General features: G+C 70.8%; 16 protein-coding genes. 6 read left to right on the forward strand and 10 right to left on the reverse strand.

The genetic code is table 11. From position 1 onward, the window contains the following. Positions 1 to 8: 8 nt before the first annotated feature. Complete coding sequence (locus IT371_21120) at positions 9 to 563, forward strand: energy transducer TonB (protein MCC6750182.1); 555 nt, start codon at positions 9 to 11, stop codon at positions 561 to 563. Between the two features lie 8 nt (positions 564 to 571). Here IT371_21120 and IT371_21125 read toward each other — a convergent pair whose 3' ends face one another. Both IT371_21125 and IT371_21130 read right to left on the reverse strand, forming a co-directional pair. Further along, positions 572 to 1,261: a sigma-70 family RNA polymerase sigma factor gene (locus tag IT371_21125; GenBank protein ID MCC6750183.1), complete on the reverse strand. Its 690-nt coding sequence runs from the start codon at positions 1,259 to 1,261 to the stop codon at positions 572 to 574. Positions 1,262 to 1,338: 77 nt separating this feature from the next. Next, entirely contained in the window at positions 1,339 to 2,268 is a 930-nt protein-coding gene (locus IT371_21130; protein ID MCC6750184.1) for a lytic transglycosylase domain-containing protein, read from the reverse strand. A gap of 99 nt (positions 2,269 to 2,367) precedes the next feature. Here IT371_21130 and IT371_21135 point away from each other — a divergent pair, with 99 nt between their 5' ends. Continuing rightward, entirely contained in the window at positions 2,368 to 2,757 is a 390-nt protein-coding gene (locus IT371_21135) for a hypothetical protein (protein MCC6750185.1), read from the forward strand. A gap of 24 nt (positions 2,758 to 2,781) precedes the next feature. Here IT371_21135 and IT371_21140 read toward each other — a convergent pair whose 3' ends face one another. From IT371_21140 to IT371_21150, 3 genes are read right to left on the reverse strand one after another with little or no spacing between them, the layout of a single operon-like run. Beyond that, on the reverse strand, positions 2,782 to 3,423 hold the full coding sequence (locus tag IT371_21140; GenBank protein MCC6750186.1) for a hypothetical protein: 642 nt from the start codon (positions 3,421 to 3,423) through the stop codon (positions 2,782 to 2,784). Further along, positions 3,420 to 4,343, reverse strand: a complete 924-nt coding sequence (locus IT371_21145) for an FHA domain-containing protein (GenBank protein ID MCC6750187.1) — start codon at positions 4,341 to 4,343, stop codon at positions 3,420 to 3,422. Before IT371_21145 ends, IT371_21140 begins: the two co-directional genes overlap by 4 nt. Before the next feature lie 3 nt (positions 4,344 to 4,346). Then, positions 4,347 to 4,808 carry a ferredoxin gene (locus tag IT371_21150; protein MCC6750188.1) on the reverse strand — a complete coding sequence of 154 codons (462 nt, stop codon included), beginning with the start codon at positions 4,806 to 4,808 and terminating at the stop codon, positions 4,347 to 4,349. Between the two features lie 127 nt (positions 4,809 to 4,935). Here IT371_21150 and IT371_21155 point away from each other — a divergent pair, with 127 nt between their 5' ends. Further along, positions 4,936 to 6,162 carry a hypothetical protein gene (locus tag IT371_21155; GenBank protein MCC6750189.1) on the forward strand — a complete coding sequence of 409 codons (1,227 nt, stop codon included), beginning with the start codon at positions 4,936 to 4,938 and terminating at the stop codon, positions 6,160 to 6,162. A gap of 438 nt (positions 6,163 to 6,600) precedes the next feature. Then, positions 6,601 to 8,628, forward strand: coding sequence for a hypothetical protein (locus IT371_21160; GenBank protein ID MCC6750190.1), 2,028 nt, complete (start codon positions 6,601 to 6,603; stop codon positions 8,626 to 8,628). A 144-nt stretch (positions 8,629 to 8,772) separates the two neighbouring features. Here the strand turns inward: IT371_21160 and IT371_21165 are convergent, their stop codons facing one another. Further along, complete coding sequence (locus IT371_21165; protein ID MCC6750191.1) at positions 8,773 to 10,830, reverse strand: response regulator; 2,058 nt, start codon at positions 10,828 to 10,830, stop codon at positions 8,773 to 8,775. 130 nt (positions 10,831 to 10,960) lie between these two features. After that, positions 10,961 to 12,250: an MFS transporter gene (locus IT371_21170; GenBank protein ID MCC6750192.1), complete on the reverse strand. Its 1,290-nt coding sequence runs from the start codon at positions 12,248 to 12,250 to the stop codon at positions 10,961 to 10,963. A gap of 77 nt (positions 12,251 to 12,327) precedes the next feature. On the opposite strand from IT371_21170, the gene IT371_21175 reads away from it, so the two are divergent. Both IT371_21175 and IT371_21180 read left to right on the forward strand, forming a co-directional pair. After that, positions 12,328 to 13,329 carry a hypothetical protein gene (locus IT371_21175; GenBank protein ID MCC6750193.1) on the forward strand — a complete coding sequence of 334 codons (1,002 nt, stop codon included), beginning with the start codon at positions 12,328 to 12,330 and terminating at the stop codon, positions 13,327 to 13,329. 16 nt (positions 13,330 to 13,345) lie between these two features. Beyond that, positions 13,346 to 14,233 (forward strand): hypothetical protein, encoded by an 888-nt coding sequence (locus IT371_21180; GenBank protein ID MCC6750194.1) that lies wholly within the window; start codon positions 13,346 to 13,348, stop codon positions 14,231 to 14,233. Here the strand turns inward: IT371_21180 and IT371_21185 are convergent. From IT371_21185 to IT371_21195, 3 genes are read right to left on the reverse strand one after another with little or no spacing between them, the layout of a single operon-like run. After that, a complete protein-coding gene (locus IT371_21185) occupies positions 14,225 to 16,006 on the reverse strand; it encodes a class II glutamine amidotransferase (GenBank protein ID MCC6750195.1) in 1,782 nt (593 codons plus the stop codon). The genes IT371_21180 and IT371_21185 overlap by 9 nt on opposite strands. Then, the gene (locus IT371_21190) at positions 16,003 to 16,983 is read right to left on the reverse strand and encodes an alpha-E domain-containing protein (protein MCC6750196.1); all 981 of its coding nucleotides are present in this window, start codon (positions 16,981 to 16,983) and stop codon (positions 16,003 to 16,005) included. Before IT371_21190 ends, IT371_21185 begins: the two co-directional genes overlap by 4 nt. After that, positions 16,980 to 18,476 carry a circularly permuted type 2 ATP-grasp protein gene (locus IT371_21195; GenBank protein MCC6750197.1) on the reverse strand — a complete coding sequence of 499 codons (1,497 nt, stop codon included), beginning with the start codon at positions 18,474 to 18,476 and terminating at the stop codon, positions 16,980 to 16,982. The genes IT371_21190 and IT371_21195 overlap by 4 nt, the downstream gene beginning before the upstream one ends. Positions 18,477 to 18,485 lie beyond the last annotated feature (9 nt).

The raw sequence follows: 18,485 nt of genomic DNA on the forward strand, positions 1-18,485 counted from the left end.
TTTCGACTATGCAGATCATCCCCTGGAAGCAAGCGATCGGATTGTGCGCGGGTCTGAGTCTTCTTGCAGGCTGCCAGCAGAAGCCCGCCGGCGGCGACCCCGCCGCGACAGCCGAGCCGTCGAAGCCGAGCGCACCTGCCTCGGTGGCCGCGGCCGCGGGGAAGGCGGCGACACCGACGAAGCCGCGCGGCGAGCCGACCACGTCGCTCGACGTGCCCGACAAGAACTCGATGGACGCGCCCGCGCAGAACTCGGCGAACCCCGCGCCGGCCGCTCCCGACGACGAGGGGCAGATCTACCGGCAGGTGCGGCGACAGCTCCCGATGGTGAACGCCTGCTTCGCGCGGCAGCGGCGCGTGGAGCCGGACCTGGCCGGCAAGCTCACGGTGCAGGTCACCGTCGGGCCTCCGCCGAGCGGCTCGGTCACGACGGCCTCGATCGTGGAGCGCTCCTTCCAGAGCCCGAGCATGGAGAGCTGCGTCGTGGCCACCGTCAAGGGCTTCGCCTTCCGCCGAGGCGGTGGCGAGCCGCTGACGCTCACCCTTCCCTTCATCTTCCGTTAGAGCAGAGATCAGCTCGGCGCGAGCACCGGCAGACCGCACGCCTGCAGGAGCTCGCGAAGCTCGCTCGATACGTCGGGGGCGGGGACAGCCACGGGGGTGGGACGTCGTGGCCTGAGGCTCTGCATCGCCTTGCCGAGCTGTTCGCGGGCCATGTGCATGCGCCAGGCGATCGTGCCGGGCGAGCAACCCTGTACGATGGCCGCCTCGCCGTGCGCGAGGCCCTGCAGCGCGACGAGCACCACGGTGGTGCGCATCGCCGTGGGAAGACGGTCGAGCGCGCCGAGCAGGCGGCTATAGGTCTGCCGTAGCTCCGCCGCGCGGGCCGGGTCGCCTCCCGCGTCCACCGCGACGGCACGCGCCACGCGGGGGTCGTCCATCGGCTCCTCGCCGCGCCGCCGACGGTTCCGCCGCGCGTTCAGCGAGCGGTTCACGGCCATGCGGTAGACCCAGGTGAAGAACTCGCTTCGCCCCGCGAACTGCGGCAGCGCGCGGTAGGCCCCCCAGAAAACCTCCTGCGTGACGTCGTCGGCCTCGGCCTCGGTGCCCGTCAGGTGCAGCGCGAGGGCGAAGATGCGCGCGCGGTAGCGCCGCACCAGCTCGCTGAAGGCGGCGTGGTCGCCGGCCTGCGCCCGGGCCACGAGGATCGCGGCCTGCTCGTGCGGGTTCGGAGAAGGAGGGGGAACCGACATGTTGGACATTAGACGTATCACCTTAGCAAGTCCTTGGAGGAAACGCAGGGGCCGCGGTTTGGATCTGTGGCCTGGAGGCCGGCTGGCTACGGCTGCTGTACCGGGGCGGAGGTAGGCGTCTCGGGGGTCGTGGGGGCGGAGGCGGGAGGTGCGGGTTCAGACGGCTTCGTGGGCGCGGAGGCCGGCGTCTCCGGCTCTTCGGGGGCCGGTGGGGGCTTCGTCGGGGCCGGGGCGGTCTCCGGCAGGTGGTCGGGGACCGGGAGGGGCTCGGCGCTCTCGCTCAGGACCGGCCGGCGAGAGGCCTGCTTCGGCTCCTCGCGCACGGCTACGTTGGGGCGCCGTCCGTACAGGCGTTCCCTCTCGCGCAGCAGGACCAGGAGGCCCGAGCGGTCCAGGTCCCGGTCCGGACCTCGCTCGGTCCGGCGGGCCATGACCCGGGTCGGGTCCGCCCCGGGCTCGGCCGCGAAGCGGTCGCGGGCCGACAGCACGGCGCCCACGTAGCGCTCGCTGTAGGCGGCGAGCGGATCGCCGCGCGCGATCCAGCGCCGCACCCGGTACTCGCCCGTGTTGTAGGCCGCCAGCGCCAGGCGCTCGCTTCCGCCGAAGCGTTTGAGCAGGAGCGACACGTAGAGCGTGCCCGCCTCCACGTTGAAGGCCGGATCATCGATGTCGTAGCTCGGCATGCCGAGTCGCCGTGCAAGCGAGGCGGCGGTGGCCGGCATGAGCTGCATCAAGCCGCGGGCGCCGGCCGAGGAGCGCGTGATCGGCTGGAAGCGCGACTCGACGTGGATCACCCCCAGGATGAGCGGGACCGGCACGCCGTGCCGTGTGCAGGAAGCCTGCACGAGGGCCAGGACCGGGTCGAACCGGGCGGCCGGGGGCAAAGACGGAGGGCGACCCGCGCGGCGCGCGCTGCGCGGTGGCTCCGGGCTGGGGATCCCGCTCGTGGCGCAGCCCGCGAAGGCGGGGAGCGCCGCCCACAACGACAGGCGAGTCAGCGTGCGAAGCAATGGCATGTCCGTCGAATCTTCGCGTCGGGACCGGCCCGGGGCAAGAAAGTGCCCAACCCCCAGCAAGAACCTGCGCCCCGGAGCGCGGCCGTCCATAATCAGACGATGCGACCCCCTTCGCCCCTCGCCGCGACCCTGCTCCTCGGGGGCCTCGCGCTCTCTGCGAGCGCGGCTCTCGCGCAGCGTGCCCCGCACGTCCCGACCGAGGAGGAGCTCGTCGAGCGGAACCGCCCGAAGGAGGACGAGACCACTGCGCGGCGCACGCAAGCGCGGGCGGTGGAGGGGACGCAGGACAAGGCGCGCGGGGCGGCCGAGTGGGTGCGCGAACATCTTTCGGGGCTCAAGGTGACGCCGGCACGCCTCGCCGCGGGGCTCGGGCTCCTCGGCGCGATCTACACCTGGCCGAAGAACAAGCGCGTCCACCACTGGCTCATCCTGGCCGCGCTCTCCTACGTGCTCCTCGCGGTGGGGCTCCTCGCCATCTTTTTGCGCTAGGGGGGCTTGGCTTCCGACCGCGCGCTACTCCTCCGCGAAGGTCGCGGCGAGGAGCGGCGGGATCAGGTGGTCCAGGTAGTAGCGGTAGGTCTTGCGCGCGAGGTGCAGCCCGTCGCCGGTGTCGAGGCCCGGGCGCAGGTAGCGGTCGGTGGTGGAGACGCGGAGCGCGCGTTCGAGATCGAGGAGCGGCAGGCGCTCCGAGGACGCGTAGTCGCGTAGCCGGTCGTTGAAGGCCCAGAGTGCGGCTGCCCGACCGGGCTCGCGCGCCTCGAGCTCGCGCGTGATCGGAGCGACGGTGGCGAGGACCGGGCGGATCCCCGCGGCACGCAGCTCGGCGACCCACTGCTCGACGAGCGCGAAGTCGATCCCCTCGTTCGGGAAGTAGGCCGCGCATTCCTTGAGGATCACCGCGTCGGGGCGCGAGGCGATGGCGTCGCGTACGGCCTCGGTCTTGTCGAAGGCGTAGACCGCGCGCGTCTCGAGGTTCGGAAAGACGAGCGGCAGCCGCCAGGCGTGGCCGACGGAGGCGCCGATGAAGATCACGCGGCGGCGCGCCAGGTCCGGCGGGAGCGGGATGCGCGGCGTGACCAGCGAGAGCACGGCCACCTTCGCCCGCTCTTTCCCCTCGCGCACGATCGACCGCCACATCTGGGCCGGCGTCGTCACGGGGTGCTCTCGGAGTCGGCGGCCAGCTGGACCTCGTTCTCGGCGCGAGCGATGAGCTGCATGAGCCAGGTCTCCGCGCCGCGATCCAGCGTTCTGAACTGCACGCCCATGCCAGGAGGACGACCTCCGCGCCCTTCCTGCTCGGCAACCACGTGCGCCACCACTCCCGTGAGCGTCACCGCGGCGTGTCCGTCGGGTAGCACCGTGATCGCGCACGCCGTCCCGACGGCGTCGAGGAGCTCCGTGCCGACGAACATCCCCCCGCGGCTCACGTCCCGCGCCACGGCGTCGAAGGTCAGGCTGTCGCTGCTGTAGAGCACCGGCACGTCCACGGGGTGGCGCGGCTCGCGGCGGCGCTCGGCCTCCTCCACGCGGATGCGCTGCGTGACCGACATCGGGCGGCCCGGTGGCCACTCGTAGCCGCAGCCCGGGCAGCGCTCGGCCTCGATCGGCGCGCGGGCGCGGCAGCGGGGGCAGTTCTGCTGCGTCAATTCGCCGAGCCGGATCTCGGCGCTGGCGAGCCGCTGCAGGTCGGGTGGGAGCGGTTCGGGGCCCGGGGTCGAATCGGCCTGCGTCGGGCCGTCCCACACGTCGCCGCGATTGAGAGTGTCCTCGTCGCAGGACTCGTCGCCGCGCAGGTCGGCGATGACGTGCACGCGGAACTGGCGGTTGCCCACCTGCAGCGAGTCTCCGTCCTTGAGCGCGCGCTGCGTGGTGAGTGGCTGGCCGTTCACGCGCGTGCCGTTGCTGCTGCCGAGGTCCTCCACCGTCAGGCTTCCGCCGGCCACGACGAGCCGCACGTGCTGGCGCGACACGGCGGGGTCGTTGAAGCGGATGCGGCAGGACAGGCCGCGTCCCAGGATCGTCTCCCCCGGGGCGAGCTCGATGCTGTCACCCCGGTAGCTCAGGAACATCCGCATGCCTTACCCCTTGCCACTGCCCTCGGAGGCCTCAGCCCCCTTGAGGGGATCCACCGCGAAGACGTGCTCGCTCACCGGCCGCCCGCCCACCAGGTGCTCCACAATGATGCGCTCCATCACCGCCACGGTGACGCCGCTGTACCAGGTACCGTCAGGGTACACGACGCAGATGGGGCCCTGCTCGCAGACCCGGAGGCACTCGGTCTTGCTGCGGAGCACGCGACCCGTACCCGGTGCCGTGGGCGGCGGAGGTCCCTCGCCTTGGCCCTGCCAGGGCGGCGGCCCGCTCGTCAGCCCGAGCTCCTTGAGGCGCCGCTTCAGGTAGTCCCAGAGCTCCTTCGTCGTCTCGCGGGAGGCGCAGCGGGGCGTCTTCTGGTCGGCGCAGACAATGATGTGCCGCTCGAGGCGCCCGATGGAGAGGGCGTCCGCGATGGCCGCGAGGCGTGCTTTTTGTACTGGCTCCATGCCCGCCCAGTATACCGGAAGGCCGTCCGGGGCGCGCTTTCCGGGACACCCAAGGGGGGCGCGAGCCAAGGGGGGGTCGGCCCCGTCGCCCCTGTACGTGCGCCCGCGGTTGTGCGAAGAGGGACCCATGACGATACCCACCTGCACCCGGCGACAGTGGCTCTCGGGCGCGAGCGCCGCGGCGCTCCTCGGACTGACACGGCCCCTCGCGCGGGCGGCAGGTCGCCCGCCCTTTCCGGAGCTCGAGGCTGCCGGAAGCCCTGGGACGCTTGGCCTCGCGCACGGCCGGGCCTTCGGTGCGGCCATCGGCCGGAGCGTGGCCTTCTACCTGAGATGGCTGTCCACGACGGCCCAGACCACGCCGGCGGAGGTGCTCCGTCGCGCCGAGGGCTTCGGCCCGCTGCTGGCGCAGCGTCACCCCGAGCTCCTCGAGGAGATGGACGGGATCGCGAAGGGCGCCGGTCGCACCCGCACCGAGATCCTGATGGTGAACGCGCGCACGGACCTGGCGGTCCTGGCGCGTCGCAAGGCCCCCAAGGCCCAGAGCGGAGAGGCGCTGCCCGGCCGCGAGCGCAGCGTCTGGCCGGGATGCACGGCGCTCGCCCTCGTCGAGGGGAAGGGGGCGTCGGCTCGGCTGGCCCTCGGGCAGAACTGGGACTGGCGAGGAGACGTGAAGGAGAACCTGGTCCTGCTCCGGCTGCGGCCGGCGGGGCGGCCGGCCCTGGTCACCTTCACCGAGGCGGGCATGGTGGCCAAGATCGGCTTCAATCAGCACCGGCTCGGGGTGTGTCTGAACTTCCTCTCGCACCGCACCGACGAGCCGGGCGGGCCGTTCGGCGTCCCCGTCCACTGCCTGCTGCGGCTGGCGCTTTCGTGCCGCACCCTGGAGGAGGCCCAGACCCTGGTGACGCGGGCGCCCCGCTCCGCCTCGGCGAACCTGCTGCTGGCTCAGGCGGCAGCCACCGGTCCGGTGGCCGCGGACCTGGAGCTCACGCCGCGGTCCCACGCCCGCCTCCCCCTGCGGGAGGGGGTCCTCGTCCACGCGAACCATTATAAGGATGCTCCGCTGGCGGCGGGCTGCACCGAGCAGCGGAACCGGTCCACGCTGAATCGAGACCAGGTGGCCACTCAGCTCGCCCGCGAGCTCCGGGCCCAGCTGCCGGACCCCACGGCGCGGCTTCAGCAGGTGCTGCGCAGCCGCGGCGGGGCCCCCTACGCCGTGAGCAAGACACCCGCACCGGATTCTCCAAGCGTCACCCTGGCGGGGATCGTCATGGATCTCTCGCGCAACGAGCTCCACCTGGCGGCCGGAGCCCCCCACGAGCGGCCCTTCGTGAAGGTGCGCGGCGTGTAGCCTTCGCCCGTGCCGAGTGACGGCGCGCCCTTATCCGTCGTCGACGGGGCGCCCGGGCTCTCCCGAGAGATCGCGCACCGGCTACCGTCGTCACCCCCCCTCTTCGAATCCCGCTCTCCGAGCCTGAAAGGGGATGGCCGAGACCATCGCCTGGATTGGCCACCCGTCAGCCCAGGGGTGATCACGGCGTGCGCAGCGGCGGCCTGCGCACCAGATCACGGCGGCTTGGCCGGAGTCCACCCCTCGAGAAACCGCGCACGCACCGAGAATCGGTGAGAGCCGCAAGCCGGGCCGCCAGCAGAGAGGCCGTGATGCGACGCGGCGCGGGGGTGGAGAGGTCAGCCGCCCGAGATCAAAAAGTATAGCCATATTAGGCACTTCTACCGTCGTCGGCATGGCACGCGGGTTGCTCATATCCGCGCCCAGGAGGACGACGACATGTTTACCCGTGCAACTCGTAGCCTGGTCGCTCTGGTGCTGCTCCTCGCAGCTGGAACGGCTTCCGCGGACTGGAAAGCCGAAGTGGGCCGCCAGGGTTTCTGGGCGCCCAAGCTCACCGCCGAGGGCTGGAACCGGATCTTCCACGCCAACCCGGCCGAGGCGCTCGGGCAGCTCCCGCAGGGCGTGCAGACCATGCTGCGGACGGAGGTCGAGGACAACCCCTGGACCTCGGGGCACGAGGAGATGGCGACGAAGCTGGGTCGCTTCCGTCCCGAGGCGCGCGAGGTCTTCGACCTGCCGTACATCCCCATCCCGGCGGATGCGATGAAGCACAACTACATGGACCCGGCCATGAGCGCGCAGATGCGCGAGCACGTGCGGTACACGGAGAACGGGCGGGAGATGGTCCGCTTCTTCTTCCACCCGCTCTACGCGGACAAGTACGACTCGCTCATCGAGAAGTACGGCGCGCGCTACGGCGAGTACTGGGCGACCTCCACCTCGTCGCCGCGCTCGCTCATCGTGTGGAAGCGCGACCAGCCGAACCGGCCGATCTGGGTCAAGGTCAGCGTGCACGCGAACATCGACTACTACCTGAAGAAGGACCGGGACGGTACCGTCACGAAGGTGGGCATCTCCCGCGTCCAGACCGAGAAGAAGGCTAACCGCTCGAAGCTCGTGAACGAGGCCTTCTCGAGCGCGACGCAGCAGGAGCTGGACCGGAACGGCGTCTCCTTCATGCCCGAGCCGGCCTCCTTCGTCCCCGGTGACATCCAGGTGGGAGGCCGCCGCGTCGGCTTCGACCGCGCCACGATCTTCCGCGAGCTCCCCGAGACGCTGACGCGCATGGACGCCGCGACGCGCTGGGTCCCGGCCTTCGCCTTCATCAAGGGGCTGAAGCAGCTGTCGGAGACCACGCGCATCCAGCCGCTCCAGCTCGCCACGAAGGGCCTCATCGAGCCGCTCGTGCGCACCTACCTCTACCTCGGCCTCGAGCACGGGCTGCAGGGCGAGCTCCACACGCAGAACTTCCTCGTCGAGGTGGACCGCCGCGGTCTGCCCACCGGCAAGGTGATGGTCAAGGACCTGGACGGCTTCCGGATGGACCTGGACATGCGCGTGCGCAACGGCCGCGACCTGCGCTACCTGAACAGCTTCACCAACCCCTTCGAGTGGGCGAAGCACAGCGCCACCCAGGGCAGCAACGACAACCCGGCGGTGCTGCAGGGCTGGTTCAACAAGCTCATCCGCAACGTGAACGGCTTCACCACGACCCGTGGCGAGAAGACGGTCTACGCGACGCCGGCCGGGCAGCTCATGGAGCGCTTCCAGGAGGACTTCCCGCAGATCTTCGCTCAGATGCGGCGCGCGGCGATCCGGCGCGATGCCAGCCTGGCCAACGAGAGCGCGGAGGCCGTGGATCGCAAGGCCATCGAGCAGGTCTTCGACCGGGTGGCGCAGCGGCAGTTCCAGGTCATCACCGGCATCAAGATCAACTGGGCCAACTGGGGCTTCGGCCAGGACAAGGGCCTCAACAACGGTCTGAACACGCTCCGTCAGCAGCTCTTCGCCGCTCAGCCCGGCGTGGATGCCGACGCGGCGCAGGGCGTGCTGCGCGACTACTGGGGCCGCGCCCGCACGAACAACGACCTGCGGCTGTGGCCGAACGCGGCCAAGCCGGCCAAGTTCCGCTACCTCGGGGACGGCGTGATCCAGGGTCTCGGCCGCAACGGCCAGGCGGTGGGCATGGCCATCCTCAAGACCGAGGGCGAGAGCGGGATGGCGGGGCTGCACCAGGCCCTGCAGCAGGCGGGCGTGCAGGCGCCGCAGCGGATCCGCGCGCCGCACCACCTGGCGAACTACTCGGCGACCAATCAGGTGGCCCCCTCGGCCTTCCGCGAGTCCCCCTTCCACGCCGGCCCCGGAACGCGGGCCGCGCGCGAGGCGGGGCAGGGCGGCGGTCGCCGCGGTGGCGTGATCGGCGCGATCCGCAACGTGGCCGACCGGGTGCTCAACAACCGTTAATCGACTCCGGCCGGGGCACGGGCAGCACGGGCCGGTGCCTCGGCCGGCGTCCTCCTGACAACTGAAACCTCCTCCCCGGTTGGGGCATCGGCAGCACGGGCCGGTGCCCCAATCGGCTTTTGGGGGAGGGGGGCCGGGATCAGCTCAGGCCGCGCTGCCTACCTGGTGGAGGATTTGCGCCAGCTCTGCTGGCTCGATGGGCTTGGCCAGGACGGGGTTGGCCATGGCGCGGAGCTGCTGCTCCTCCTCGGGAGTGAAGGTGCCGCCCGTGATGAAGACGATGCGGGCCGCCTGCTCCGGCAGGTTCGCCTGCAGGCGCCGGTGGAATTCGAGCCCCGAGAGCTCGGGCATCATCACGTCGCAGAGGATCACGTCGAAGGGATGCTCCGCGACCAGCTCGAGCGCCGCCCGGGGCGAGCTCGTGCTCTGGATCTCGAACTCGCCGGAGAGCACGCGGCGGAAGCCCCGCAGAACCGCCTCTTCGTCGTCGATCATGAGCAGCTTGCGGCGCCGCGGAGGTGCGGCGTCGCGGATCGCCGCTGGCACGACTCGCACCTGATCCTCGCGCACCGGCAAGGTGAGGGTGAAGCAGGTCCCCACCCCGACGGTGGAGGTCACCGACAGATCGCCGCCGAGCGACTGGGCGCTCTCCTTGGCGATCGATAGTCCGAGGCCCGTGCCCCCCTCGCGTCGTCGCGTGGTGAAGAAGGGCTGGAAGATGAGCTTCACCATCTCCGGCGGGATGCCGCGGCCGTTGTCCGCCACCTGGAGCTGGAGCTTGCCGTCCACGAGCGCCGTGGAGACCCGGATGCGGTTGTTCTCCAGATCCACCGTATCGAACGCCTGGGCGGCGTTGGTCAGCAGGTTCAGGAATACCTGGCTCAGTCGCCCGAAGTTGCAGTGCGTGGCCGGAAGTCCCGGCGCGTACGCCCGCTCCAGCCGCGCCCGGTGTTTGATCAGGTTGTTCACCATGCGAATCGCGGCGTCGAGCGCGTCGTTGAGCTCCACGCGCACGATGGCCTCGGTGTCGACGCGGGTGAAGTCCTTTATCTCGCGAAGGATGTCGCGGATGCGGCGGCTCCCCTCGAGGCAATCGCTGATCAGCTCGGGGAGCACCTGCTCCATCTCCTCGAGCAGGGCGGGCTCCACGGGGGACGCCGGGCCGAGGGCCTTCGCCTGGGCGGTGAGCTTGAGCAAGGGTTCGAGGTAGTCGTCGAGCTGGGTCAGATTCGACAGGATGTACGCCAGGGGATTGTTGATGTCGTGCGCGATGCCGGCAGTGATCTGCCCGATGGTGGCGAGCTTGTGGGATTCGAAGAGACGCCGCTCCACCGCGCGCTGCTTGTCCTCGAACGCGCGACGATGCCGCAGGTCCTGCGCGACGAGGATCACGCCGAGCTGCAGGTCCTGCACGTTGAACGGGATGAGCGCCGCGTCGACGGGGATGGCCTGCCCCTCGGCCGTCAGGAGCTGAAGCCCCGGCAGGCGCTGCTCCTGATCGATCGCCACCACCAGGGCCTGGCGGACGCTCGCGTGGCTCGACGGGACGACCAGCCGCTCGAGCGGCGAGCCGAGGAGCTGCGGGGCGCTCAGCCCGAGCAGCTCCGACCCGGCGAGGTTGAGGTCCCGGATCTGCCCCTGTCCGTCGAGCAGGATGGCCAGGTCGGCGGAGTGCTGGAAGAAGAAGTGGTACTTCTCCTGCGAGAGCTCGAGCAGCCACAGGAGGTGCGCTCGGAGGTGCTCGAGGAGCAGGTGGAGCTGCTCCGAGGTGGGCTCGACGAACTCCACCCCCAGTCCCGGGGTGGCCGCCGTAGCGGGCGAGACCCACCGCACCAGCACGCGGAAGAGCAGCTGGCGCTCCTTGGCCATAGGGAGCAGCAGCACGAGCTCGACGGTCTTTCCGACCAGCGTCGGGTCGGGCGTCGCCGTCTCGAGGAAGACTCCCCCCGCGCTGATCGACGTGGCGCGCACCCGCAGGGGCCCCTCCGGGAGCAGCAGCTCCGCGTGGCGATGGGTCTGGATGCGGAAGAAGCGGCGCCGATCGTCGGCGCGCGAGCCGAAAAGCCGCTCGGTGAGGGCGAGCCACCGGGCGCGATCCCCTTCGCCGAGCTGGCCGGCGACGTTGCGTTCTTCGAGCCGTATCAGCTCGTCGATGGCGGCGCGATGCTCGCCGGTCACCGACCTGCGGCGAAAGTCGTCCATGGGCACCGTACGGGGGGGTGGGTCCGTCCCCGCACCTGGACTATCCTGGCCTATCCCCGGTAGCTGCACAAGATTCCCCGTCGTGACTCCTTCGGCCGCAGGGTAGTAGTGCGGACTCCGAAGGATCGCCTCACAGGTTCGAGAGGCCCCGGCGGTTGCGGTGGGCGACCCAGAGCATGCAGGCGAGGGCCACGCTCGCCGCGAGGAGCAGCGAGCCGAAGATGAGCCCCAGATGCCCCGCGCGCCGGACGTAGAGCTCGCCGATCACGAGCTCCTGCAGGATCGAGCCCACGGCCCCGATACCGTTGATGAGGCCCGAGGCTCGGAGCGCGCCGGCTTGACTCCCCACGTCGATGGCCCCCGCCGCCGAGAGGAGGCTGTCGGGACCGTAGAGCAGGAAGCCGACCAGGCCCAGGCTGAGCGCGAAGAGCGGCACGGAGCGGACCCCCACGAGCCAGAGGAAGAGGCACGCCAGCGCGAGGCCCACGAGGAGGAGCAGGATGACCGGCGTGCGGCGCCCGCCGAAGCGGCGGTCCGAGAGGCGACCGGCCACGATGACCCCCGCGGTTCCCCCGGCCTCGAAGAGGTCGGCCAGGTAGCCGGCGTGGGCCGACGAGAGGCGGAAGTTGAGCTGGAGGAAGTACGCGGCCCAGCTCTGCAGCGCGTAGCGCACGTATTTGATGGCGAAGTAGGCGGCGCTCATGAGCCCTAGCGTGAACCAGACCGACCGCGGCCAGCCGCGAGAGGCGGCCTCGGTGGCCTCCGCGTCGTGCGGGCCTGGCCCGGCGCGCTCCCCGACGGGGGGCTCGAGAGGCGCCAGCCCGACGTCCTCGGGGCGGTTGCGCTGCAAGAGGCCGAAGAGCGCCGTGATGAGGAGGAGCGCCGCGGCGCCACCGAGGAAGGACCACTGCCAGCCGTAGTGCCCGACGAGAAACGCAGCCCAGAGGCCTGCGGCGAGCCCACCGGCCTGGTAGCAGGTGGACCAGAGCCCCATGATCGTTCCCCGCTCGCTCCGGCGGGTCCAGTGGGCCATGGTCCCGACGTTCCCGGCCCAGCCGGTGCCCTGCGCCAGGCCGTTGGCCCCCATGAGCAGGAGCAGCGCGGTGGTTCCGGGGAGGAGGCCGGCGAGGGCGTTGAGGAGCACGGAGGCCAGCATGCCGACGAGGAGCAACCGGCGCGCGCCGAGGCGGCCGCCGATGGCGGCGGCGACGAACTGCCCGAGGGCGTAGGTGACGAGGTACGCGCTGCCGATGGTGCCGAGGGTCGCGGCCGAGAGCCCTCGCTCGACGGTGAGGGTCCCCTTCACCTTGTAGAAGGGCTTGCGACAGAAGTAGTAGCCCGCGTAGGAGAGCCAGGTCCCGGCGAAGACGCGGAGGCGCCAGCTCCGAAGACGCGCCTCGGGTGGGTCGGCCGATTGCATGGGTCCCCATCATAGGTGAACCCTGGCTGCGCGGGCCGAATTGTCGACGGGGCGGCGGGATCTGATACCATCGGGCGATGCGACGGCGTTCCGCGCGATCGGTGTGGCTTTCGGTGCTCGTGCTCTCCGCCCTGGGGTGCAGATTCGACCGCGGAGGAGTGGGCGCGGCGTACGACGGAGCGGTCGCGCAGGACGGGCCGCTCCCCGAGGACGGACGCGTGGACACCCGCCCTCCCGACGCGGCGGCGAGAGATCACGCTGGCGAGGCTCGCCCGGACCTACGCGCCGATCTGCGAGCGGACCTGCGCGTGGACCTGCGCGCCGATCTCTCGCGCGACACGCGACCGCCTCCCGATACGGCCGTCCCCGACGCCCTGACCTGCCCGCCCGGCTGCACGAGCTGCGACCTCGGGGCGCGGGTCTGCCGCGTGACCTGCAACGGCACGGGGAGCGGACCCTGCCCGACCTGCCCGACGGGCTGGGGGTGCGAGCTCACCGTGGAGGTCACGAACCGCGCCGTGCGCTGCAGCGGACCGGAGAGCTGCCGCATCAGCTGCACGGGGATCAACAGCTGCAACGCCGGCCTCGAGTGCGGCAGCGGACCGTGCAGCGTGACCTGCAGCGGCCACGGTTCGTGCACGCAAGTGGATTGCGCGAAGCACGACAGCGCGTCGTGCAACGTGACCTGTCAGGCGGGGACGAACGTCTGTCCCGGCGACGTGCAGTGCGGAACCAAGGGGTGCGCCGTCTCGTGCAGCGGGGCCTCCCCAGGTTCGTGTAAGAAGGTGGACTGCTCCAAGGTCGCGAAGGGGGGGACCTGTCGCTTCGTCTGCACCGGTGGCAACTGCGCCACCGACGTGGAATGCGGCGAGGGTCGATGCGAGGTGATGTGCGCCGGACAGTGCACCGGGAACGTGCGCTGTCAGAAGTCCTGTCGTTGCCAGATCGACTGTCCGTCCGCGCCGACCTTCTGCCCCTGGAACCCGACCTGCCCGTCGTCGTGCGCGTGCCCGGGCACACCCCCCGTCTGCACGCCCTTCCGCCAGTGCCTGACCGCCGGTGCGTGCAGCCAGTGTTGAGCGCAGCGCGGGGGCCATGAGGCGCCGCCGCTCCGTTCGCGGCGCTTCGCTTCTCGCCCTAGCGGTCTTCGCCACGCTCATCGTCCACGGTCGTCACGCGGACGCCGGGCCGTGGGTGGCCGCGCCGGGGCACGGCTACGCCAAGCTCTGGATGCGCTGGCTGGCTGGCAGCGGCTACCACGACGGGGAGGGCAGAGGCCAGAGCCTGCCCCTCTACCACGAGCTGACGTTCAGCGGGTACGCGGAGCTCAGCGTGGCCGAGCGACTCGGCCTCTGGCTCCACGCCCCCATGCTCCAGTCCTTCTTCCTGCGCGACCCGCGGAGCGGGCGCATCGGCTCGCACGTGACGGTCGGGGATCCGCAGCTCGGCCTGCGAGTGGCCGCGCTTCGGCGGGGCCGCCTGGCCCTGGCCGTCGAGGCGGGAGTGCGCTTTCCTCTCGCCCCCGCGCGAGAGGTGCAGGAGGTCTATTCCACCGAGGAGGGGATGCCGCGCCTCGGGGACCTCCGGATCGGCGCGGGCGTGTGGGACGTCCAGTGGGGGCTGGCTCTCGGCTACTCCTGGCGCCGCTTCTACGCCGCGGGGAGCGCGGGGTATCTCCTGCGGACGCGCGGCTACGCGCACGCGGCGCTCTGGACCGCCGAAGGAGGCGTGAGCTTCCTCAGGCCGTTCGCGGTGCGCGCGCGCCTCACCGGGCGCCACCCACTTCCCGTCGGCGATGCTCCGCTGAGCGAGAGCCCGAGCGGGGTGGGTAACGGGACGAGCTACGTCGGCCTCGCGCTCGAAGGGGACTGGCGTTTCACGTCGCACCTCGCGCTGGTGGCTTCGCTCGAAGGAGGTCTCGGAGCCGTGCGTCGCCAGGCGGGAGGGCCGGTCATCTCCCTCGGCGTCGCGGCCTCATGGTGAGTCGGGGCTCTCCTCGTCCACGCGGACCGAGACCTCGAGCGTCTCCTTGCCGCCCCCTTTGTAGATAGTGCCCGAGGTCGGCGTCGCGTCGCGGTAGTTGCGCCCGCAGGCCACGCGCACGTGGTCGAGGCCGGCGAGGCAGCCGTTCGTCGGGTCGAAGCCGCGCCACCCGAGCCACGAGAAGTAGAGCTCTACCCAGGCGTGCGAGGCCTCGGACTGCACCTTGTTCTCGTAGCTGCCGCCCGTGTAGATGTAGCCCACGCGGTAGCGCGCCGGGATGTTCAGCAGCCGCGCCAGGCAGATGAAGAGGTTGGCGAAGTCCTGGCAGACCCCCTGGCGGTCCACGTAGACCTCCCACGGGGTGGTGTGGACGCTCGTCGAGCCCTGCACGTAGGCGTACTCGCGGTGGATCGTCTCGTTGATGTCGATGAGCGTCTCTACCAGGTCGTAGTCGTGGCGCTCGACGAAGCTCATGGCGTACTCGGAGAGCTCGCGCAGCTGCGTCTCGGCGAGCTCCGGCGGGAGCAGGTAGGCCTGCATCATCTGCCGCTGCCAGGGCATCCAGACCAGGGGGATGGTGTGGCGCCGGACGGGGAGCTGCAGGTCCATCAGCCGCCCCCCGAGGAGGCGCACCCGGGAGCGGGCCAGGATCCGCATCTCGGAGAATGGTTGTTCTATTTCCAGGCGCGTGACGTGGTTTCCGAACACATCCTCGAAATCGCGGCGCACCCCGTCGGCCGAGATCTCGAGCTCCGTCTCGAGCACCTCCTGCGCCAGGTCGTGCACGGGGTGCAGGCGGAAGAGGTGGTTGCTCCGCTCCACCGGCTCCTCGTAGCCGTAGACCGTCTCGTGGGTCACCGTGAGCACGCGCTCGTCGGGGCGGCGGAGGGAGAGGGTGGGACGGGCCTGAAGGGGGCCCGCGCCGCGGACCCGCGCGGTCGGCGTGGCCTTCTCGCCGTGGCTGTCCCAGAGGATGGTGCCGCGCCGTAGCACGAGCAGCTGGCCCGCCTGCATCGGGCGCCACTCCTCGTCGGAGAGAGGGTGGGTGGCCACGAGCACGGCGGTACGATTGACGTCCAGCGCGTGGCTCAGGTCGAGCGAGAGCTCCTCGGTCTCGAGCACCATCCGCTCGTGCGGGGGCTGCCGCCGGATGTAGTGGAGCTGATTCACGAGGCCCTGGTCGTTGTAGACCGCCAGGTCGTGTCCGTCGGTGAAGACGAAGTTCGCCGTGCCGAGCTCGTCCAGGCGCTGGAGCCACTCGTGGAGACGCGGCCAGCCCACGTCCGCGAGGCTGCGCGCGTGATGGCTGCGAATCATCGTGAGCAGCCAGCAGAAGGCGTGCTCCGTGTCGGTGTGCCCCACGGGCTCGAAGGTCGGGTCCTCCCCGAGCGGCAGCTCGCGCTTCAGGTCGCCCTCGAGGTCGCCGTTGTGCGCGATGATCCAGTCGCGTCCCGCGTAGCTGCGGCAGAAGGGATGCGTGTCCTCTTGCCGGATGCGCTGGGCCGCTCCGCGCAGGTGACAGACGAAGGCGGTCGCGCGGAAGCGTTCCCAGTCCCGCAGCATCCGCGTCATGCTGTTGTCGCCGATCGTCGTGGGGTCCTTGATCACCAGCGCCGCGTAGTCTCCGCTCGGGTACCAGGCGAAGCCCCAGCCGTACGGGTCGTGCGGCTTGTGGCTCACCACGTGCTTCAAGGTGATGGCGGGAGAGGCGGGGCTGTCGAAGGACATGGCGAGGAGCTGGCTGAGCTGGACCTCGCGGCGGATGTGCGTCATGGAGCTCCCATCGCGGCCGGAAGCGCCGGATCGAAGTAGTCCTCATGGATCGCCAGGCAGACCGCCGAGGCATCGTCGATGACCCGGGTGAGCTCCTGGTGGATGTCCTTCTCGAGGAGCTCGGCCATGGTGCGGCCCTTCAGGCTGTCGAGGAGCCGGGAGAGGAGCGCGGCCGAGTGAGCTCCCACGTGGGCCGGCTCGCGCGGCCGGATGCGCCGCAGGAAGTTCCACGCCCGGTCAAGGCAGTGGAGGACGGTGCGCGGGAAGGCCGGCTCGAGCAGCAGGAACTCGGCCACCGCGCGCCCCGTGACCAGGCCGCGACTGCGCCGGAAGAACGACTCGTAGGCCGAGCAGGCGCGGAGGATGGCGATCCATTGCGCGAGGTCCGCCGGGCCTTCGTGGCCGCTGCTGCCGTTGCCGAGCTGGTGGTGCTTCACGTCGAGGATGCGGGCCGTCTGTCCCGCGCGCTCGAGGAGCATGCCGAGGCGCATGAAGTCGAAGGGCTCCTCGTGGAGCATGGTGTTGTGGCAGAGCCCCATGAAGAGCTGGCAGGACTCCTTGACGTGCGCGTAGAAGGCGGTGCGGTCCTTCTCGTAGAGGCGCCGCGCGGCGCTCGACTCGGCCCAGATCCAGAGCCCGTTGAGCGCCTCCCACATCTCGTGGCTGATGGTGTCCCGGATGGTGCGGGCGTTCTCTCGCGCGCCGCGCAGCGAGGTGCGAATCGCGACCGGGCACTCCTCGTCCCAGGTCAGGTAGCGCTGGACGTCCTCGCCGTTCTCGGAGGCGCTCGTGCCGAAGGCGGCGTCGAAGCGCGGCTGCTCGCCCGCGACGATGAGGACCGGCCGCCATCGCTCGTGGCGCGGCAGGTGGATGTCCATCAGGAACCAGTGGTTCACCTCGAGCATGCGGGCGGTGTTCTCCATGCGCTCGAGGTAGCGGTGCAGCCAGAAGCAGGACTCGGCGACCCGCGAGATCATCGCTCCACCTCCTCGAGCACCCAGGTGTCCTTCGACCCGCCCCCCTGGCTGGAGTTCACGACGTACGAGCCGTCCACCAGGGCCACCCGGGTGAGGCCCCCGGGGAGGACCCAGCTCGAGCGACCGGTCACGACGTACGGGCGCAGGTCGACCCGCCGCGGGGCGACGCGCTGGCCGCACCAGGTGGGACAGGTGGAGAGCTCGACGAGGGGTTGGGCGATGTAGCCGCGTGGGTTGGCGCGTATTCGTTCGCGGTGCGCCTCCAGCTGGGCGGCGGTCGCCTGCGGGCCCATCAGCATGCCGTAGCCCCCCGACTCGTCGACGGCCTTCACGACAAGCGAGGAGATATTCTGGAGCACATGTTCGCATTGCGCCGGGTCGGCGCAGAGGAAGGTTGCGACCTGGTCGAGCACGGGCTCCTCCGCCAGGTAGAAGCGGATCATCTCGGGGACGAAGGCGTAGACCGCCTTGTCGTCGGCCACTCCGTTGCCGAGCGCGTTGGCGAGGGCCAGGTTGCCGCGGGTGTAGGCCTTCACGAGGCCCGGGACGCCGAGCAGGCTGTCCGGCCGGAAGACCTCCGGGTCGATGAAGGCGTCGTCGATGCGGCGGTAGATCACGTCCACGGGCGCCGGCCCCCGCGTGGTCTTGACGTACACACGGTCGTTCCAGACGAAGAGGTCCTGGCCGTGCACGAGCTCGCACCCCATCTGCCGGGCGAGGAAGCAGTGCTCGAAGTAGGCCGAGTTGTAGGGGCCCGGGGTCAATACGACGGTCCGCGCCTCCCCCGCCCCCCGCGGAGAGAGCGAGTCGAGCGCGGCCCTGAGGCGCAGCGGGTACTCGTCCACCGGCGCGACGTGGGCGCTGTCGAAGATCTGCGGGTGCACCCGCTTCATCACCGAACGGTTCTCGAGCACGTAGGAGACGCCCGAGGGGGTGCGGATGTTGTCCTCGAGGACCACGAAGGCGCCGTCGGGCCGCCGGATGAGGTCGATGCCGGCCACGTGGACGTAGACGCCGCCCGGGGGGCGGATCCCGCGGAGCACCCGCAGGTAGCCGCGCGAGCCCTCCACGAGCTCCCGAGGAATGCGCCCCTCGTCGAGGATGCGCTGGTCGCCGTAGACGTCGGCGAGGAAGGCGTTGAGCGCCGCCACCCGCTGCTCGAGCCCGCGGCGCAGGCGTTGCCACTCGAGAGGCGCGATGGTCCGGGGAATCAGGTCGAAGGGGAAGATGCGCTCGACGCCGCGTTCGTCGGAGTAGACCGAGAAGGTGATCCCGTGCTTGAGGAAGAGCAGGTCCGCGAGGCGCTGCCGGCTGCGGAGCTCGGTCGGGCCGAGCGTCTCGAAGAGGCGCACGACCTGGAGCGCCTCGGGACGGGGGGTGCCGTCGGCCAGGAAGAGCTCGTCGAAGCTCCCGTCGACCGGTCGGTAGGTTTCGAAGAGGCTCGGCACCAGGGAGCCGCCGGCCGCGCGAAGGGGGCGTATGGGACGCGTCATGGTCCCCTG

This window comes from Deltaproteobacteria bacterium (assembly GCA_020848905.1).
Classification (GTDB): Bacteria; Myxococcota_A; Polyangia.

Excerpts from the sequence above, each read along its gene's own strand:
- IT371_21120 (MCC6750182.1), top strand. The coding sequence starts at position 9 with ATGCAGATCATCCCCTGGAAGCAAGCGATCGGATTGTGCGCGGGTCTG.
- IT371_21125 (MCC6750183.1), bottom strand. The coding sequence starts at position 1,261 with ATGTCCAACATGTCGGTTCCCCCTCCTTCTCCGAACCCGCACGAGCAG.
- IT371_21130 (MCC6750184.1), bottom strand. The coding sequence starts at position 2,268 with ATGCCATTGCTTCGCACGCTGACTCGCCTGTCGTTGTGGGCGGCGCTC.
- IT371_21135 (MCC6750185.1), top strand. The coding sequence starts at position 2,368 with ATGCGACCCCCTTCGCCCCTCGCCGCGACCCTGCTCCTCGGGGGCCTC.
- IT371_21145 (MCC6750187.1), bottom strand. The coding sequence starts at position 4,343 with ATGCGGATGTTCCTGAGCTACCGGGGTGACAGCATCGAGCTCGCCCCG.
- IT371_21150 (MCC6750188.1), bottom strand. The coding sequence starts at position 4,808 with ATGGAGCCAGTACAAAAAGCACGCCTCGCGGCCATCGCGGACGCCCTC.
- IT371_21155 (MCC6750189.1), top strand. The coding sequence starts at position 4,936 with ATGACGATACCCACCTGCACCCGGCGACAGTGGCTCTCGGGCGCGAGC.
- IT371_21160 (MCC6750190.1), top strand. The coding sequence starts at position 6,601 with ATGTTTACCCGTGCAACTCGTAGCCTGGTCGCTCTGGTGCTGCTCCTC.
- IT371_21165 (MCC6750191.1), bottom strand. The coding sequence starts at position 10,830 with ATGGACGACTTTCGCCGCAGGTCGGTGACCGGCGAGCATCGCGCCGCC.
- IT371_21170 (MCC6750192.1), bottom strand. The coding sequence starts at position 12,250 with ATGCAATCGGCCGACCCACCCGAGGCGCGTCTTCGGAGCTGGCGCCTC.
- IT371_21175 (MCC6750193.1), top strand. The coding sequence starts at position 12,328 with ATGCGACGGCGTTCCGCGCGATCGGTGTGGCTTTCGGTGCTCGTGCTC.
- IT371_21180 (MCC6750194.1), top strand. The coding sequence starts at position 13,346 with ATGAGGCGCCGCCGCTCCGTTCGCGGCGCTTCGCTTCTCGCCCTAGCG.
- IT371_21185 (MCC6750195.1), bottom strand. The coding sequence starts at position 16,006 with ATGACGCACATCCGCCGCGAGGTCCAGCTCAGCCAGCTCCTCGCCATG.
- IT371_21190 (MCC6750196.1), bottom strand. The coding sequence starts at position 16,983 with ATGATCTCGCGGGTCGCCGAGTCCTGCTTCTGGCTGCACCGCTACCTC.
- IT371_21195 (MCC6750197.1), bottom strand. The coding sequence starts at position 18,476 with ATGACGCGTCCCATACGCCCCCTTCGCGCGGCCGGCGGCTCCCTGGTG.